Genomic DNA, 16,262 nt, shown 5'->3' on the forward strand with positions numbered 1-16,262 from the left:
ATGTAGCTAGGATGGGCAGAATTCAGGCAATGACGACACTTGTTTTGGAAGGTGATCCTGTTGTGCGGGTCCATTTGCGGCGCTCTGCGCAGGCACGGCGGCTGTCACTTCGGGTCTCTCGATTGGATGGTAAGGTAAGCCTGACAGTGCCGACACGCGCGCCTGAGCGTGAAGCACTGGCCTTTCTGCGCGAAAAAGAACGCTGGTTGCGGCATCAATTGGCGGACCAACCGGTTGAGCAAATTGTTGGGATGGGTGCGCAAGTCCCGCTTGGCGGTCAACTATTTGAGATCGTTCAGGGGCAGGGCCGTAGGATTAGTATTCAGGGTACCCAATTGCAGGTGCCTGGACGCGCCGAAACGGCCGGTGCGCGTGTGCAGGGGTATCTCAAGGCGCAGGCGCGGCTGGTCCTGCACCGCGAAGTTGAGCAATTTGCGACCGCCTTAGGTAAGCCGTTTGGCCGCATCACGTTGCGCGATACCAGATCACGTTGGGGATCATGCTCGTCCACTGGGAATTTGAATTTCAGTTGGCGCTTGGTTATGGCACCGCCGAATGTGTTGTCATACGTGGCAGCCCATGAAGTGGCGCATCTTGCACAGATGAACCATTCCGAGCGTTTCTGGCGGGTTTGCGAAGAACTCTTCGGTCCCTACAAGGCTGAACGCGCATGGTTGCGGACCGAGGGGTCCGCATTGCACCGATACCGATTTGGATGATTGACGAAGGCTGACTTTGTGATCACAAATAACACATGTTGATACAAACCCGGCAAGATGCCTCCCCCACTGCGGCCCATGACCGTCTCTACCGCTCGCTGAGAACGCGCATCATGCATGGTGAGTTGTTGCCAGGCCAAGCGTTGACCCTGCGCGGGGTTGGCAAGGAATACGAGATGTCGATGACGCCCGTGCGTGAGGCAATGCGCCGTTTGGTAGCGGAAGGCGCGTTGTCTTTGTCATCGTCAGGTCGGATCACCACGCCAGAGTTAAGCAATGAGCGGATTGAGGAGCTTGCAGCCATTCGTGCACTGTTGGAGCCAGAGTTAGCCAGCCGTGCACTGCCGCGGGCGCATATGGCGCTTATTGAGCGGCTTGAGGCGATCAATGGACAGATTGATCAGGTGATCGCTCGTTCGGATGCGGTGGGGTATCTCAAGCACAACCTTGAATTTCATCGCACGCTTTACCTGCGCGCCCAAGCCCCTGCGATGCTCGCATTGGCTGAAACGGTTTGGCTGCAATTAGGGCCGACAATGCGCAAGCTTTATGGCCGGTTGCGCCGTACAGAAAGCCCGCGCAATCACAGGCTTATTCTGGCAGCCCTAAAAGCCGGTGATGACCCGGGCCTGCGTATTGCGCTTCGCTCGGATGTTACAAGCGGTTTGCGGATGCTCAAGCAATAGGTCTAAGAACAAAAAAGCGGGCCCCAGAAGACGCCCGCTTTTCCAAACTAATATATGCCGCAGGATTAGGCGTGGATTGCGCCGTCACCACAAGCTAGTGCCGCTTCGCGCACAGCTTCAGAGTAGGTGGGGTGTGCGTGGCAGGTACGTGCAAGGTCTTCTGCAGCCGCACCAAATTCCATGGCTACGCAAATTTCGTGCAACAAATCACCAGCCATTGGCCCAATGATGTGCGCGCCCAAAATGCGATCTGTTTGTGCATCAGCCAGAATTTTCACAAAGCCATCGGCTGCAAAGTTTGCTTTTGCACGACCGTTGCCCATGAAGCTGAACTTGCCCGCTTTGTAGCTGCGACCTTGCTCCTTCAGGCTCTCTTCGGTTTCGCCGACTGAAGCCACTTCAGGGTGAGTGTAAATCACACCTGGGATGACGTTGTAGTTCACGTGCGGGTGCTGACCGGCAAGCCCTTCTGCGACTGCCATGCCTTCATCTTCCGCTTTGTGCGCAAGCATCGGGCCTTCGATGGCGTCACCAATTGCATAGATGCCTGCGACATTGGTGGCGTAGTTAGCGTTCGTTTTGATCTGGCCACGGTCACTCATTTCAACGCCGAGCGCTTCCAGCCCCAAACCATCGGTGAACGGCTTACGGCCCGTTGCCACAAGTACCGTATCCGCGTCGATCGTTGTTTCGCTGTCGTCTTTGCGGGATTTGTAGGTGACTTTCGCCTTGTTGCCTTTGACCTCAACACCTTGAACGGCAGCACCCAGTGTGAAGGAGATGCCCTGCTTGGTCAGCAGTTTTTGGAAGGTGCGCTGGACCTCGGCGTCCATGCCGGGTGTGATGACGTCAAGGAACTCAACAACTTCAACTTCTGCGCCAAGGCGGGCGTAGACAGAGCCCAGCTCAAGCCCGATGACACCTGCGCCAATCACAACAAGCTTTTTCGGGATTTTGGGCAGTTCAAGCGCGCCAGTGCTGTCGACAACGATCTTTTGGTCAACTTCGATACCGGGCAGGGCCGATGGTACGGAGCCTGACGCGATGATGATATTTTTGGCGCTATGCACCTCGTCACCAACTTTTACCTGACCGGCTGCAGGAATGCTGCCCCAGCCTTTGAGCCAATCGATTTTGTTCTTTTTGAACAAGAACTCGATGCCTTTGGTGTTGGTTTCGATTGTGTCGCTTTTGTAGGACTGCATCTGCTTCCAATCAACGGAAGGTGCTTTGCCCTTAAGGCCCATAGCCGCAAAGTTGTGCTCTGCTTCGTGCAGCATATGTGACGCGTGCAGCAGGGCCTTTGACGGGATGCAGCCAACGTTGAGGCACGTGCCGCCAAGCGTATCGCGGCCTTCAACAACAGCAGTTTTGAGGCCCAATTGGGCACAGCGGATTGCACAGACATAGCCGCCGGGGCCGCTGCCGATTACGATGACGTCATAGTTGGCCATGGGGGTCTCCTTGGTATTAAATGAGGGCAGCGATTAGCATCGCAACAGTTGCGCCAAAACCAACCACCCAGATGTAGCTGCGCCACGGCACAAGGCCCTGAACATAGGCAGGCACATAGAGCAGGCGAGCGATCAGATAGATGTGCGCGCAGGCTTCTGTGAATGGGCTAGATTGATCCGAGAGCGTCACCACAACCACAGCGATGGTGAACATGATCAACCCTTCGAAGTGGTTGTTCATGGCGCGTTGCAGACGCCCTGCGGTGCCTTGCAGTTCAACTTTCTTGTCGCGCGGTGACATGGCGGCTTTTGTGCCGACCTGCATTTGCGCTGTGATTGAATAGAGCGTGAACTGAACAACCTGCAAAAGGGCCGCGAGGGTGAGGACGTAAATCTCTGTAGTCATTTTAGCGTGCCTTTAATTGCAGCAAGTGTCGAAGCGGCCCGCGCGGTCAAAAGTGACCTGCGGGCCACGTCATGGATTACAGATCCATCAGTAGGCGACGTGGGTCTTCCAGCGCTTCTTTGACGCGCACAAGGAACGTCACCGCACCTTTGCCGTCAACGATACGGTGATCGTAGGACAACGCCAGATACATCATCGGACGGATCACCACTTGACCATTGATCGCCATTGGACGGTCTTGGATTTTGTGCATGCCCAAGATGCCTGATTGTGGGGGGTTCAAGATGGGCGAAGACATCAGCGAGCCGTAGACACCACCGTTCGAGATGGTGAACGTGCCGCCTTGCATTTCGGCCATGCTCAGCTTGCCGTCACGGGCGCGCGCCCCTTTTTCAGCAATCGCTTTCTCGATGCCTGCAAAGCTCATGGCGTCTGCATCGCGGATAACGGGTACAACCAAACCAGTTGGCGTACCTGCAGCAATGCCCATGTGGACGAAGTTTTTGTAGACGATGTCTGTGCCGTCAATTTCTGCGTTCACTTCAGGCACTTCGCGCAGGGCGTGGATACAGGCTTTGGTAAAGAACGACATAAAGCCAAGTTTTACACCGTGCTTTTTCAAGAACAGGTCTTTGTATTCGTTGCGCAGCGCCATCACCTCGGTCATGTCGACCTCGTTATAGGTGGTCAGCATCGCGGCGGTGTTCTGGCTGTCTTTCAAACGCTTTGCGATGGTCTGACGCAGGCGTGTCATCTTCACGCGTTCTTCGCGGGATGCGTCGTCCGCTGAAACCGGTGCGCGTGGCGCGGATGGGGCGGCCGCAGTGGCGGCTGGTGCAGATGCGATTGCTTTCATAACATCTTCTTTCATAATCCGTCCGTCGCGGCCTGAGCCGGTCACTTGGTCTGCAGACATGCCTTTTTCGGCCATCAGTTTTTTGGCAGAGGGCGCGTCTTCAACGTCTTTGTCAGATGCGGCTGGCGCAGGAGATGCTTCGGTTTTGGCTGCGGGCGCAGATGAAGCAGCACCTGAGGCGCCACCGATCACGGCCAGTTTCGCCGTTGCATCCACAGTTGTGCCTTCGGTTGCGACGATTTCTGACAACACACCCGCGGCAGGGCTTGGAACTTCGACGCTGACTTTGTCTGTTTCCAGCTCACAAAGCATCTCGTCTTGCGCGACAGTGTCGCCCACTTTTTTGAACCATGTCGACACAGTCGCCTCGGTCACGCTTTCGCCCAATGTGGGCACCATGACGTCAACGGCTTGTGCTGCGTCACCTGCGTCGGCCTTGGGTGCAGCGTCCGCCTTTGGGGCGTCCGTATCGCCCGATGGCTTGGCATCGTCCGCGCTGATCTGTGCGAGCAGCGCATCGACACCAACTGTTTCACCTTCAGATGCCACAATCTCGGACAATGTGCCTGCAGCGGGGCTTGGTACTTCGACGGTCACTTTGTCTGTTTCCAGCTCGCACAGCATTTCGTCAACGGCCACCGCGTCGCCCGGCTTTTTGAACCAGGTCGCAACAGTTGCTTCGGTGACTGATTCACCCAGTGTAGGAACACGAACTTCGGTCATTATTTCTTTCCTTTGATCGTCAGGGCTTCGTCCACAAGGGCGGCCTGTTGTGCTTTGTGCGCGCTTGCCAAACCTGTGGCTGGCGATGCGGATGTTGCGCGGCCAACATAGGCCGGACGTTTCGATTTTGCGCCAATCCGGTCAAGGACCCACTCAATGTTGGGCTCGATGAATGACCATGCGCCTTGGTTCTTGGGCTCTTCCTGACACCAAACCATGTCAGCGCCTTTGAAGCGCTCCAGTTCTTTGACCAGCGACATCGCGGGGAACGGATAGAACTGCTCAATGCGCAATAGATACACATCATCAAGACCGCGCGCGTCGCGTTCCTCAAGCAGGTCAAAGTAGACTTTGCCTGAACACATCACCACGCGCTTGATCTTATCATCAGCGGCCAGTGTCAGCTCAGAGTTGCCTTGTTGCGCATCATCCCAAAGTACGCGGTGGAAGGACGAGCCGGTCGTAAAGTCCTCGCGTGTGCTGACAGCCATTTTGTGGCGCAACAGCGATTTCGGCGTCATCATCACCAGCGGCTTGCGGAAGTCACGGTGCAGCTGACGGCGCAGGATGTGGAAATAGTTGGCCGGTGTGGTACAGTTTGCCACGATCCAGTTGTCACCGCCGCACATCTGCAAGAACCGCTCAAGACGCGCCGAGGAGTGCTCGGGGCCTTGGCCTTCATAGCCGTGTGGCAACAACATAACGAGGCCGGACATCCGCAGCCACTTGCTTTCGCCAGAGCTGATAAACTGATCGAACATGATCTGGGCGCCGTTGGCGAAATCGCCAAATTGTGCTTCCCAAAGTGTCAGCGCGTTAGGCTCCGCCAAAGAGTAGCCGTATTCAAAGCCAAGCACCGCGTATTCAGACAGCATCGAGTCGATCACTTCGTACTGTGATTGGCCCTCGCGAATGTTGTTCAGCGGGTAGTAGCGATCCTCGGTGTCTTGGTTGATCAGGCCAGAGTGGCGGTGGCTAAATGTCCCACGTGTACTGTCTTGGCCAGATAAACGAACAGGGAAGCCTTCGGTAAGCAAAGAACCAAACGCAAGCGCTTCACCGGTTGCCCAATCAATGCCTTTGCCTGCACCAAGTGCCTTCTTTTTGGCATCCAGCATACGTTGCACAGTCTTATGAAGCGGATAGCCCTCGGGCGCGTGTGTCAGCGCGTTTGCTACTTCATCAAAAGTCTCATCCGCGATGCCTGTAGTGCCGCGCTGATAGTCATCACCATCGCGACGATCGAGGTGCGACCAGCGGCCATCAAGCCAATCTGCTTTGTTCGGTTTAAAGTCTTTTCCGGCCTCAAACTCGGTGTTGAGCATGGACTGGAACGCGGCTTTCATATCCTCGATTTCGCCTTCGGGGATGAGGCCGTCTTTTACCAAACGGTCCGTATAAAGCGTCAGAGTTGTCTTCTGCTTTTTGATCTTTTTGTACATCAGCGGGTTTGTGAACATGGGCTCGTCGCCCTCGTTATGTCCGAACCGGCGATAGCAAATAATGTCGAGAACCACGTCCTTGTGGAACTTCTGGCGGAACTCTGTTGCCACTTTCGCGGCGTGGACCACTGCCTCTGGGTCGTCGCCGTTCACGTGGAAAATCGGCGCTTCAACCATCAACGCAATGTCGGTGGGGTACGGCGATGAGCGGCTAAAGTGCGGCGCAGTTGTGAAACCAATCTGGTTATTCACAACGATGTGCATCGTGCCGCCTGTGCGGTGGCCGCGCAGACCAGAAAGGCCAAATCCTTCGGCTACAACACCCTGACCGGCAAATGCCGCATCACCGTGCAGCAAGATGCCCATGACGGCTGTGCGGTCTGTGTCGTTCAGTTGGTCCTGCTTGGCACGCACTTTGCCCAAAACAACGGGGTTCACGGCTTCAAGGTGCGAGGGGTTTGCGGTCAGTGACAAGTGCACATCATTGCCGTCAAAGGACCGGTCGGATGATGCACCAAGGTGATACTTAACGTCACCTGAACCGTCCACGTCCTCGGGCTTGAAGCTGCCGCCTTGGAATTCGTTGAAAATGGCGCGGTAAGGTTTGCTCATGACATTTGCCAAAACAGACAAACGGCCACGGTGTGGCATGCCAACAATGATTTCGCGCAGGCCCAGTTGGCCGCCGCGCTTGATGATTTGCTCCATCGCGGGGATCAAGCTTTCACCGCCATCAAGGCCAAAACGCTTGGTGCCCATGTATTTCACATGCAGGAATTTCTCAAAACCCTCGGCCTCAACCAACTTGTTAAGGATCGCTTTACGGCCTTCGCGGGTGAACTGGATTTCTTTGCCCAGACCCTCGATGCGCTCTTTTAGCCAGCTCGACTCTTCGGGGTTTGAAATGTGCATATACTGCAGCGCAAAAGTGCCACAGTAGGTCCGCTTCACGATATCAACGATCTGACGCATGGTTGCGATTTGCAGACCAAGAACGTTGTCGATGAAAATCGGGCGGTCCATATCGGCGTCAGTGAAGCCGTAGGATTTCGGGTCAAGCTCTGGGTGCGCGGTTGTCTCGCGCATGCCGAGCGGATCAAGATCAGCGGCAAGGTGGCCGCGGATACGGTAGGCACGGATCAGCATTAGCGCGCGAATGCTGTCTAAAACTGCGCGCTGGATGGCGTCATTGCTGACTTCAACACCCGCGTCGGCGGCCTTGTCTGTGATTTTTTTAGCTGCTGTTTTCGCTTCGGCAGGCGCTGGATACTCGCCGGTGATCGCAGAAGTCAGATCATCGTGCGGCATGGGGGGCCAGTCTGCACGCGCCCATGATGGTCCGCTTGCTTCGGCTTTTACATCAAGTTCCGCATCGCCAAGTGCGCGAAAGAATTCCTGCCACGCTTCGTCCACTGCGTTGGGATCGTTGGCATATTGAGCGTAGAGCTGCTCGAGATATTCCGCATTGTGCCCCTGCATAAACGAGGATGCATGGAATTGATCATTCGCGGGGTGGTCGGTCATGTGTTTGGCCTCATGGCAAGGAAGGACGAGCGAAAAATAAGGATGGGGCGCGGCAGGGAGGTGCCGCGCCCTTTAGGTGTTAGCCGATGGCTTCTTTAACGGCTTCGCCCAAAGTCGCGGGGCTGTCCGCAACGATGATACCCGCAGATTTCATGGCTTCGATTTTGCTTTCCGCATCACCTTGGCCACCAGCAACAATCGCGCCAGCGTGGCCCATGCGACGGCCGGGAGGTGCCGTGCGGCCAGCAATAAAGCCAGCGGTTGGTTTCCAGCGGCCTTTCTTGCGTTGCTCTGCAAGGAACTCGGCTGCTTCTTCTTCGGCTGTACCGCCGATTTCACCGATCATGATGATTGAGTGCGTCTCATCGTCATCAAGGAACATGTCCAGTACGTCGATGTGCTCGGTGCCTTTGATGGGGTCACCACCGATGCCAACAGCCGTAGATTGGCCGAGGCCCATATCGGTTGTTTGCTTCACGGCTTCATATGTGAGCGTGCCAGAGCGTGACACAACACCCACGCTGCCGCGACGGTGGATATGGCCGGGCATGATGCCGATTTTGCAAGCGTCCGGAGTGATCACACCAGGGCAGTTGGGGCCAACAAGACGTGATGTTGATCCCTCAAGGGCACGCTTGACGCGCATCATATCAAGCACAGGAATGCCTTCGGTGATGCAAACGATCAGCGGCATATTTGCGTCAATTGCTTCCAAAATACTGTCTGCCGCAAAGGGGGGCGGCACATAGATCACGGATGCGTTTGCTTCTGTGACGTGCATTGCTTCGTGCACAGAGTTGAAGATCGGCAGGTCAAGATGCGACTGACCACCTTTGCCGGGTGTTACGCCACCAACCATTTTGGTGCCGTAAGCAATTGCCTGCTCGGAGTGGAAAGTACCTTGGCTGCCGGTCAAACCCTGACAGATGACTTTTGTGTTTTCGTTAATAAGGACGGCCATTTTGCGTCTCCTTAAATGTTGTGCGCGGGCGGTGTCGCCTCGGGCGCGAAGAGGTTGCGAATGGGCGAGGGCCTTAGCCCTTCACCGCCTTAACGATTTTCTGAGCACCATCTTTGAGGTCGTCAGCAGCAATCACATCAACGTCTGAGTTGTTGATGATCGCCTTGCCTTGCTCAACGTTGGTTCCTTCAAGACGCACAACCAGCGGTACTTTCAGGCCAACCTCTTTCACGGCTGCAACAACGCCTTCCGCGATAACATCGCAGCGCATGATGCCGCCAAAGATGTTGACCAAGATGCCTTTGACGTTCGGGTCAGATGTGATGATCTTGAACGCTTCGGTAACTTTCTCTTGGGTAGCGCCGCCACCTACGTCAAGGAAGTTTGCAGGCTCTGCGCCGTAAAGCTTGATGATGTCCATCGTTGCCATGGCAAGACCAGCGCCGTTAACCATACAACCGATTTCACCGTCGAGTGCGATGTAGTTGAGGTCAAACTTGGACGCGGCCAGCTCTTTGGGGTCTTCTTCAGTTTCATCACGAAGGGCCGCGATATCAGCGTGGCGATAGATCGCGTTGCCGTCAAAGCTTACCTTGGCATCAAGCACTTTGAGGTCACCGGCATCAGTTACGATCAGCGGGTTGATCTCAAGCATCTCCATGTCTTTTTCCATGAAGGCTGTGTAAAGCTGGCCCATCAATTTGACGCACTGCTTAACCTGCTGACCTGTAAGGCCGAGTGTGAATGCGATACGGCGGCCGTGATACGCTTGGAAACCTGTTGCAGGATCAACGCTGAACGACAGGATTTTTTCAGGGGTCGCTGCTGCTACTTCCTCAATGTCCATACCACCTTCGGTTGAGCACACGAATGATACGCGGCTTGTTTGGCGGTCAACGAGCAGGGCAAGATACATTTCTGTTTCAATGCCGGAACCATCTTCGATGTAGATGCGGTTTACTTGCTTACCTGCGGGGCCTGTTTGGTGTGTCACCAATGTGCGGCCCAACATGCGTTTTGCTTCTTGTGCTGCTTCTTCAGCAGATTTGGCCAAACGTACACCGCCAGCTTCGCCAGCGTCGGCTTCGACAAATTTACCTTTGCCGCGTCCGCCTGCGTGAATTTGTGCTTTTACAACCCAAAGCGGGCCGTCCATTTCACCTGCGGCTGTCTTTGCGTCTTCGGCTTTGAGAACGGCACGGCCATCGCTCACTGGGGCACCGTAAGTGCGCAACAAGGCTTTGGCCTGATATTCGTGGATATTCATGGAAAATATGTCCCGTTTGGCTGCAATTAGAGCACCCTAAGCACGAAGCGCGCTTAAATAAGAGTAACTTTTTGCGCAGATTGGGAAAAAAGCGACATTTGTGATCACAGCTGAAAAAAGTGTGATCACAAATTTGGGGGCCGAAGTGATTTCTGTGACTAGTTTCACACATCAGCGAATCTTGAATATAAAAAGGCGCCCCGAAACGGAGCGCCTTAAAGACTGTCTAATTGGTAGTTTAAGCCAGTGAGTTGTCGATCTCTTTACAGGCAGACACGAGGCCCTTCACTGCGTTGATCGACTTGTCGAACATATCTTGCTCGTCTTTGTTCATCTTGATCTCGACGACGCGCTCAACACCTTCGGCGCCGATTACTGTTGGAACACCGACGTAGAACCCATTAAGGCCGTAGTTGCCATCAACGTACGCTGCACATGGCAGAACGCGCTTTTGGTCTTTGAGGTAAGCTTCGGCCATTTCAATCGCTGATGTGGCCGGTGCATAGAAAGCAGAACCATTGCCAAGCAAGCCAACGATCTCTGCGCCACCATCACGTGTGCGTTGAACGATCGCGTCCATCTTTTCTTGTGTCGTCCAGCCCATGTCGATCAAATCGGGGAGAGGAACGCCTGCAACAGTTGAATAGCGTACCAGCGGAACCATTGTGTCGCCGTGACCGCCCAGAACGAACGCTGTGACGTCTTTCATAGAGACGTTGAACTCGAGGCTCAGGAAGTGACGGAACCGCGCGCTGTCCAGAACACCAGCCATGCCGCATACTTTGTTGTGGGGCAGACCAGAGAATTCACGAAGCGCCCAAACCATCGCATCAAGCGGGTTAGTGATGCAGATAACAAAGGCATTTGGTGCGTGGGCTGCAATGCCTTCACCAACAGACTTCATTACTTTCAAGTTGATACCCAAAAGATCATCACGGCTCATACCAGGCTTGCGCGGTACACCAGCTGTTACGATGCAAACATCAGCGCCTGCGATGTCGGCATAGTCAGTCGTGCCCTTCATTGTGGCGTCGAAACCTTCGGACGGACCAGCTTCAGCAATATCGAGTGCTTTGCCTTGTGGTGTACCATCAGCAATGTCGAACAGAACAACGTCGCCAAGCTCTTTCAGCGCTACGAGGTGAGCGAGCGTGCCGCCAATTTGTCCAGCGCCGATAAGGGCAATTTTAGGTCTGGCCATGTGAGTATCTCCGGTCAGGTGAGTTGTGGGGGTCGTGTTTCAAGGGCGGTGCCTAGACCCAAAGTATGTTGCTTGCAAGGTTTTGAATGGATGCGCACCCTTGCTGAGCTAACCTGCGCTGACGTAAAGAAATGGCAATGCGACAATTTTCAAAGGCTTAGCCGCGATGGATCTGACATTTTCGTTTTTCGCTCTCGCGGTGCCTGCAGTGATCTTTGCGGGGATTTCAAAAGCCGGATTTGGCTCGGGTGCGGCCTTTGCGGCTGCATCGATTCTCGCGCTTGTGCTTGATCCGGCGATGGCGCTTGGAATCATGTTGCCGTTGTTAATGCTCATCGATGTCGCGGCACTTCGGGCTTATTGGGGGAAATGGGATTGGCAAGAAGCCCGCCGTCTTATTATCGGTAGTTTACCGGGGATCGCTGTGGCGATTTGGTTGTATCAGGTGGCAGACGCTGATGTGTTTCGCTTTTTGATCGGCGCGGTTTCTTTGTTGTTTGTTGCGTTTCAGTTGGCCAAGGCGCGCAACCTAATCACGAGCCGTGAGAAGGCATATCCGGGGTGGGCCGGAGTTTTATCTGGCTGTGTCGCAGGCTTCACAAGCTTTGTTAGTCACGCAGGCGGGCCTCCCGTGGCTGTGTATTTGCTTGCGCAACGGCTCGATAAAATGACCTATCAAGCGACCACGGTTCTTACATTCTGGGCGATCAATGCGCTCAAATCGCTTCCTTACGCCATTTTGGGCGTTTTTACGTGGCAAACCCTTTATATTGACCTGCTGCTCGCGCCGTTTGCGTTGATCGGGGCGTGGCTTGGTGTTCGGGCGCATCGCATCATCTCCGAGCGCGCATTCTTCATGCTGACCTATGTTTTGTTGGTCATTACTGGCAGCAAGCTGATCTGGGATGCACTAACTTAAATGCTTTTGCCGGTCACGCTTAGCTGACCTGTCTTTTCAAATGCACGGCCCGAAGCAACAAGGCAGGTGGGGCCGCCTGCTTTAGTTACGGTAATTGTCCAGCTGCCCGTAGCGTTTGAGGCGAATATCTCGACCAAAGCGTTATCAGCGCCAAGGCCAACAGATTGTCGTGTCTCACCATATTTCGTGGAAAGGTTATCCACAATCGTCGCTCGGTTTCCGCATTGGGCCAAATGCTGACTGGACGCAGTTAACGTCATTGCGGCTAGCAATAAATTCATACCAAAATTCCTCGTAAACAAACACGCGCCATATATCCCATACTAACCTTTTCATTTGGTTAACTTGGGTCAAGCGCTGCATCGCAGCAATTCGTACTTGTAATCATCGCATGAATAATGCGATGTCTGCGCAAGATAATTACTCAACCGAGGTAAGAAGATGTCTCAGCGCCCCGTCCGTTCCGTCCTTTATATTCCGGCTTCAAAAGAGCGTGCCCTTGAAAAGGCCAAAGGTTTGGCGTGCGACGCGATCATTTTCGATCTTGAGGACGCAGTTGCCATCGACGAAAAAGTGCCTGCGCGTACTTTGCTGGCCGAAACACTTCCGACAGCCGATTATGGTGCGCGTTTGCGGATTGTACGTGTGAACGGGCTTGATACGACTTGGGGCCGTGACGATGTTTTGAGTGTTTTAGATGCAGATGCGGTTCTGCTTCCCAAAGTGAACTCCGCCGCAGATGTAGATGCCATTGCGGCATTAACGACCTTGCCGATTTGGGCGATGATGGAAACACCTTTGGGTATTCTTAACGCCGCTGAAATTGCCGCTCACCCCCGCCTTGAGGGGATGGTTATGGGCACCAACGATTTGGCAAAAGATCTCAATACGCGTCACCGGCCGGATCGTGAACCGCTGCTTACGTCGCTGCAGATGTGCCTGCTTGCAGCGCGTGCCCACGGGGTCACTATTGTCGATGGGGTTTACAATGCCTTTAAGGATGATGCGGGCCTGAAGATAGAATGTGACCAAGGTCGTGACATGGGATTTGAGGGCAAAACCTTGATTCATCCTGCCCAGCTGGAGGTTGCTAATGCCGCCTTTGCGCCGTCAGAGGCCGACATTGATCTGTCGAAGCGTCAAATCGAAGCGTTTGAACAGGCAGAGCGCGACGGGCAGGGTGTTGCTGTTGTGGACGGAAAGATCGTAGAAAACCTTCATATCGTAACGGCGCGCGCGACACTTGCAAAAGCGCACGCCATTGAGGCAATGAAGGATTAAATAATGGGTCTTCTAATCGCAGGTGTTATTTTGTGGAGTGCTGCGCACTTCTTTAAACGGTTAGCGCCCGCAGCGCGGGCAGCGCTGGGCGATAAAGGACGCCTTTTGGTGACTGCGGCTTTGGGCGCAAGCTTGCTCATGATGATTTTCGGCTACCGAATGGCGGACTTCATCCCTGTTTATACGCCACCGGAGTGGGCGCGCGGTGTGAACAACCTCGCCATGATTGCAGCATTTTATGTTTTTGGGGCGTCTGCCGCAAAGCCCGCGAAAGTCTGGCTTGGTACGAAACTTCGCCACCCACAACTTGCTGCAGTGGCGATTTGGGCGGTGGCACATTTACTGGTCAATGGTGATGCGGCTTCTTTGGTGTTGTTCGGCGGACTGCTGGCATGGGCCCTTGGCGCCATGGCTTTGATCAATCGCGCAGAAGGGCCGTGGGACGTGCCTGCTCAGGCACCAGTGAAAAAGGAAATCACCCTCATCGTGATTACGGTGGTTCTTTATAGTCTTGTTGCGGCTATTCACATCTGGCTGGGTGTGAACCCGTTCGTTTAATTGAAGGTGAAAGCTATGAAACTGTATCGATTTTTGTCCGAAGATGACACGTCTGACTTCTGCCACAAGGTGACAGATGCCTTGAATAAAGGATGGGAGCTTTACGACGGCCCGACCCAAGCATGGGATGCCGCAAACGGAGTGATGCGCTGTGGTCAGGCCGTCACCAAAGAGGTTGAGGGCACATATACGCGCGACACAAAGCTTGGCGAACATTAAGACCAGAAAGGCACTTACATGACCTCAAACAAAACAAACACAGGCCGCTTTTTTGAAGACTATGCGGTCGGTGATGTGATCCGTCATGCGGTGCCTCGAACGCTATCCGGGGGGGAGCGCGCAGTTTACCACGCGCTCTATCCTGCGCGTCACGCGCTTTATTCTTCTGACCAGTTTGCACAATCGTGTGGGCTGCGCGGTAGCCCCATCGATGACATGATCGTTTTTCATACGGTCTTTGGCAAAACCGTACCTGATATCTCTTTGAATGCAGTCGCAAATTTGGGGTATGCTGAGGCATGTTTTTTGAAGCCTGTTTGGGCTGGTGATACGCTGCGGTCTACATCAGAGGTGATCGGCGTTAAGCAAAATTCCAATGGCAAAACTGGTGTGGTCTGGGTCCGTACACGCGGCTTGAACCAGCATGATGATGTTGTGCTGGAATACGTGCGTTGGGTCATGGTGCGCAAAAATAACCTTGATGCACCCGCACCGCAGGCAGTGATACCCGAACTGAGTGATGTCGTCCCAGCAAGCGAGTTGAACGTACCAGCAGGGCTTGATTTCAACGCCTATGATACGGAACTGGCTGGTGAAGCGCACCGGCTTGGTGATTATGCCGTCGGTGAGATCATTGATCACGTTGATGGGGTCACTGTTGAAGAAGCCGAGCATATGCTTGCGACGCGTCTTTGGCAAAACACCGCAAAGGTTCATTTTGACGCCACCAACCGGCCAGATGGTAAGCGGTTGATTTACGGCGGTCACGTCATCTCAATGGCGCGCGCTTTGTCATTTAACGGACTAGCAAATGCGCAAATCATAGCGGGCATCAACTCTGGTGCCCATGCGAATCCGTGTTTTGCAGGCGATACAATACGTGCGTGGTCAGAAGTCTTGGACATCGCACAAACCGCCGTGCAGGGTGTTGGTGCGATCCGGTTAAGGCTTGTGGCTACAAAGGGTGATGCAGGAATTCTACGTGGCGACGACGGGAAATATGCACCAGACGTGCTGCTTGATCTGGATTATTGGGCGCTGATGCCGACTTAGGCGTCTATGAAACCAGAAGCCCCTAAATGTGATCACAGATTTTTCGTGTGTGATCACATTTTTCGAAAAAGATGCGAATTAGGACAATTCGAAGCAGTTTTTCTCCATCTGCGCGCGTGACTCACATTCAAAAAGAGATACAAAGGGGTTAGCCCAGCCGTGCGACCTTTTTTAAGGTGCGCATTGCAAGCCAACGAAGGGAACACCTATGGCCGATGTAAACCGTGGCAATCGCCCGCTTTCGCCGCATTTGGCAATTTACCGTCCTCAGTTGACGTCAATGACGTCGATCCTGACGCGGATTACTGGCAATGCACTTTTGATCTCAACTTTGCTTGTCGTGTGGTGGTTTTTGTCTGCTGCTATTTCCCCAGAGTACTTTGCGTACGCTGACGGTGTTCTGACCAGCTGGTTTGGCGACATTGTGTTGACGCTTTCTGTGTTGGGTCTTTGGTACCACACGCTGGCCGGCCTGCGTCATCTTATCTGGGATATGGGATACGGCCTTGAGGTGGAGCAGGCTGAAAAAATGGGCATCGTCTGCCTCGTTGGATCAGTTGTTCTGACCCTTATCACCGTCCTCGTTGTTTAATCGGAGCGCACAGACATGGCTTATTTGACAGATCGTAAACGCGCCGCTGGACTTGGGGCTGCGAAGACAGGCACAGAACATCATTGGTCCATGATGGTGTCCTCTGTGGCGCTGCTTTTGCTGGTCCCACTATTCGTTTTCACCGTTGGTCCCGTAATCGGCAGTAGCCACGGCGAAATGGTCGCATATTTTGCAAAACCTTTCCCTGCTATTGTAGCAGCACTCACACTAACCGTGGGTTTGATGCACTTTAAGAATGGCGCACAGACCCTTATCGAAGACTACGTACACGGCCCCGCTAAGAAGCTGACAATCATTGGTGTGATTTGTCTCAGCTACGCGGCCGCCGGAACTGCCCTTTTCTCAATCGCGCGCATCGCGCTGTAATATCGGAGCACACT

General features: G+C 54.1%; 17 protein-coding genes. 9 read left to right on the plus strand and 8 right to left on the minus strand.

Features of this window, described 5'->3' with window-relative positions; all coding sequences use genetic code 11:
* Positions 1 to 29 precede the first annotated feature (29 nt).
* Both NeNHUV3_RS10010 and NeNHUV3_RS10015 read left to right on the plus strand, forming a co-directional pair.
* The gene (locus NeNHUV3_RS10010; protein WP_391481195.1) at positions 30 to 719 is read left to right on the plus strand and encodes a M48 family metallopeptidase; all 690 of its coding nucleotides are present in this window, start codon (positions 30 to 32) and stop codon (positions 717 to 719) included.
* Between the two features lie 35 nt (positions 720 to 754).
* A complete protein-coding gene (locus tag NeNHUV3_RS10015; RefSeq protein WP_048599229.1) occupies positions 755 to 1,405 on the plus strand; it encodes a GntR family transcriptional regulator in 651 nt (216 codons plus the stop codon).
* A 65-nt stretch (positions 1,406 to 1,470) separates the two neighbouring features.
* Here the strand turns inward: NeNHUV3_RS10015 and lpdA are convergent, their stop codons facing one another.
* The 7 genes from lpdA to mdh form a co-directional block, all read right to left on the minus strand.
* A complete protein-coding gene (lpdA, locus tag NeNHUV3_RS10020) occupies positions 1,471 to 2,859 on the minus strand; it encodes a dihydrolipoyl dehydrogenase (protein WP_341245802.1) in 1,389 nt (462 codons plus the stop codon).
* A gap of 16 nt (positions 2,860 to 2,875) precedes the next feature.
* Positions 2,876 to 3,265 (minus strand): MAPEG family protein, encoded by a 390-nt coding sequence (locus NeNHUV3_RS10025; protein ID WP_048599231.1) that lies wholly within the window; start codon positions 3,263 to 3,265, stop codon positions 2,876 to 2,878.
* 76 nt (positions 3,266 to 3,341) lie between these two features.
* A complete protein-coding gene (odhB, locus tag NeNHUV3_RS10030; RefSeq protein WP_391483237.1) occupies positions 3,342 to 4,847 on the minus strand; it encodes a 2-oxoglutarate dehydrogenase complex dihydrolipoyllysine-residue succinyltransferase in 1,506 nt (501 codons plus the stop codon).
* Positions 4,844 to 7,810 (minus strand): 2-oxoglutarate dehydrogenase E1 component, encoded by a 2,967-nt coding sequence (locus tag NeNHUV3_RS10035; protein WP_391481197.1) that lies wholly within the window; start codon positions 7,808 to 7,810, stop codon positions 4,844 to 4,846. Before NeNHUV3_RS10035 ends, odhB begins: the two co-directional genes overlap by 4 nt.
* Before the next feature lie 79 nt (positions 7,811 to 7,889).
* The gene (sucD, locus tag NeNHUV3_RS10040; protein WP_048599234.1) at positions 7,890 to 8,771 is read right to left on the minus strand and encodes a succinate--CoA ligase subunit alpha; all 882 of its coding nucleotides are present in this window, start codon (positions 8,769 to 8,771) and stop codon (positions 7,890 to 7,892) included.
* Between the two features lie 73 nt (positions 8,772 to 8,844).
* Positions 8,845 to 10,038, minus strand: coding sequence for an ADP-forming succinate--CoA ligase subunit beta (sucC, locus tag NeNHUV3_RS10045; RefSeq protein ID WP_048599235.1), 1,194 nt, complete (start codon positions 10,036 to 10,038; stop codon positions 8,845 to 8,847).
* Between the two features lie 238 nt (positions 10,039 to 10,276).
* A complete protein-coding gene (mdh, locus tag NeNHUV3_RS10050; RefSeq protein WP_391481199.1) occupies positions 10,277 to 11,239 on the minus strand; it encodes a malate dehydrogenase in 963 nt (320 codons plus the stop codon).
* Between the two features lie 166 nt (positions 11,240 to 11,405).
* On the opposite strand from mdh, the gene NeNHUV3_RS10055 reads away from it, so the two are divergent.
* A complete protein-coding gene (locus NeNHUV3_RS10055; protein ID WP_391481201.1) occupies positions 11,406 to 12,158 on the plus strand; it encodes a sulfite exporter TauE/SafE family protein in 753 nt (250 codons plus the stop codon).
* On the opposite strand, the gene NeNHUV3_RS10060 is transcribed toward NeNHUV3_RS10055, so the two are convergent.
* Positions 12,155 to 12,439 (minus strand): hypothetical protein, encoded by a 285-nt coding sequence (locus NeNHUV3_RS10060; protein WP_391481203.1) that lies wholly within the window; start codon positions 12,437 to 12,439, stop codon positions 12,155 to 12,157. The genes NeNHUV3_RS10055 and NeNHUV3_RS10060 overlap by 4 nt on opposite strands.
* 160 nt (positions 12,440 to 12,599) lie before the next feature.
* On the opposite strand from NeNHUV3_RS10060, the gene NeNHUV3_RS10065 reads away from it, so the two are divergent.
* The 6 genes from NeNHUV3_RS10065 (at position 12,600) to sdhD (ending at position 16,248) form a co-directional block, all read left to right on the plus strand.
* Positions 12,600 to 13,439 carry an HpcH/HpaI aldolase/citrate lyase family protein gene (locus NeNHUV3_RS10065; RefSeq protein WP_391481204.1) on the plus strand — a complete coding sequence of 280 codons (840 nt, stop codon included), beginning with the start codon at positions 12,600 to 12,602 and terminating at the stop codon, positions 13,437 to 13,439.
* Between the two features lie 3 nt (positions 13,440 to 13,442).
* Positions 13,443 to 13,997 carry an NnrU family protein gene (locus tag NeNHUV3_RS10070; protein WP_391481205.1) on the plus strand — a complete coding sequence of 185 codons (555 nt, stop codon included), beginning with the start codon at positions 13,443 to 13,445 and terminating at the stop codon, positions 13,995 to 13,997.
* 15 nt (positions 13,998 to 14,012) lie between these two features.
* Entirely contained in the window at positions 14,013 to 14,216 is a 204-nt protein-coding gene (locus NeNHUV3_RS10075) for a DUF1737 domain-containing protein (protein WP_391481206.1), read from the plus strand.
* Between the two features lie 18 nt (positions 14,217 to 14,234).
* Positions 14,235 to 15,269 (plus strand): MaoC family dehydratase, encoded by a 1,035-nt coding sequence (locus tag NeNHUV3_RS10080; protein ID WP_391481208.1) that lies wholly within the window; start codon positions 14,235 to 14,237, stop codon positions 15,267 to 15,269.
* 208 nt (positions 15,270 to 15,477) lie between these two features.
* Positions 15,478 to 15,861 (plus strand): succinate dehydrogenase, cytochrome b556 subunit, encoded by a 384-nt coding sequence (gene sdhC, locus NeNHUV3_RS10085; RefSeq protein ID WP_048599243.1) that lies wholly within the window; start codon positions 15,478 to 15,480, stop codon positions 15,859 to 15,861.
* Between the two features lie 15 nt (positions 15,862 to 15,876).
* Entirely contained in the window at positions 15,877 to 16,248 is a 372-nt protein-coding gene (gene sdhD / locus NeNHUV3_RS10090; RefSeq protein ID WP_048599244.1) for a succinate dehydrogenase, hydrophobic membrane anchor protein, read from the plus strand.
* Positions 16,249 to 16,262 lie beyond the last annotated feature (14 nt).

Origin of the sequence: Nereida sp. NH-UV-3 (genome assembly GCF_042939535.1) — a bacterium.
GTDB classification, from domain to species: Bacteria; Pseudomonadota; Alphaproteobacteria; order Rhodobacterales; family Rhodobacteraceae; genus Nereida; species Nereida ignava.

Coding starts and splice junctions, on each gene's coding strand:
- sdhD (WP_048599244.1), top strand. CDS start 15,877: ATGGCTTATTTGACAGATCGTAAACGCGCCGCTGGACTTGGGGCTGCG.
- NeNHUV3_RS10080 (WP_391481208.1), top strand. CDS start 14,235: ATGACCTCAAACAAAACAAACACAGGCCGCTTTTTTGAAGACTATGCG.
- mdh (WP_391481199.1), bottom strand. CDS start 11,239: ATGGCCAGACCTAAAATTGCCCTTATCGGCGCTGGACAAATTGGCGGC.
- NeNHUV3_RS10060 (WP_391481203.1), bottom strand. CDS start 12,439: ATGAATTTATTGCTAGCCGCAATGACGTTAACTGCGTCCAGTCAGCAT.
- NeNHUV3_RS10055 (WP_391481201.1), top strand. CDS start 11,406: ATGGATCTGACATTTTCGTTTTTCGCTCTCGCGGTGCCTGCAGTGATC.
- NeNHUV3_RS10075 (WP_391481206.1), top strand. CDS start 14,013: ATGAAACTGTATCGATTTTTGTCCGAAGATGACACGTCTGACTTCTGC.
- sucD (WP_048599234.1), bottom strand. CDS start 8,771: ATGGCCGTCCTTATTAACGAAAACACAAAAGTCATCTGTCAGGGTTTG.
- NeNHUV3_RS10025 (WP_048599231.1), bottom strand. CDS start 3,265: ATGACTACAGAGATTTACGTCCTCACCCTCGCGGCCCTTTTGCAGGTT.
- NeNHUV3_RS10010 (WP_391481195.1), top strand. CDS start 30: ATGACGACACTTGTTTTGGAAGGTGATCCTGTTGTGCGGGTCCATTTG.
- sucC (WP_048599235.1), bottom strand. CDS start 10,038: ATGAATATCCACGAATATCAGGCCAAAGCCTTGTTGCGCACTTACGGT.
- lpdA (WP_341245802.1), bottom strand. CDS start 2,859: ATGGCCAACTATGACGTCATCGTAATCGGCAGCGGCCCCGGCGGCTAT.
- NeNHUV3_RS10015 (WP_048599229.1), top strand. CDS start 755: ATGTTGATACAAACCCGGCAAGATGCCTCCCCCACTGCGGCCCATGAC.
- NeNHUV3_RS10035 (WP_391481197.1), bottom strand. CDS start 7,810: ATGACCGACCACCCCGCGAATGATCAATTCCATGCATCCTCGTTTATG.
- sdhC (WP_048599243.1), top strand. CDS start 15,478: ATGGCCGATGTAAACCGTGGCAATCGCCCGCTTTCGCCGCATTTGGCA.
- NeNHUV3_RS10065 (WP_391481204.1), top strand. CDS start 12,600: ATGTCTCAGCGCCCCGTCCGTTCCGTCCTTTATATTCCGGCTTCAAAA.
- NeNHUV3_RS10070 (WP_391481205.1), top strand. CDS start 13,443: ATGGGTCTTCTAATCGCAGGTGTTATTTTGTGGAGTGCTGCGCACTTC.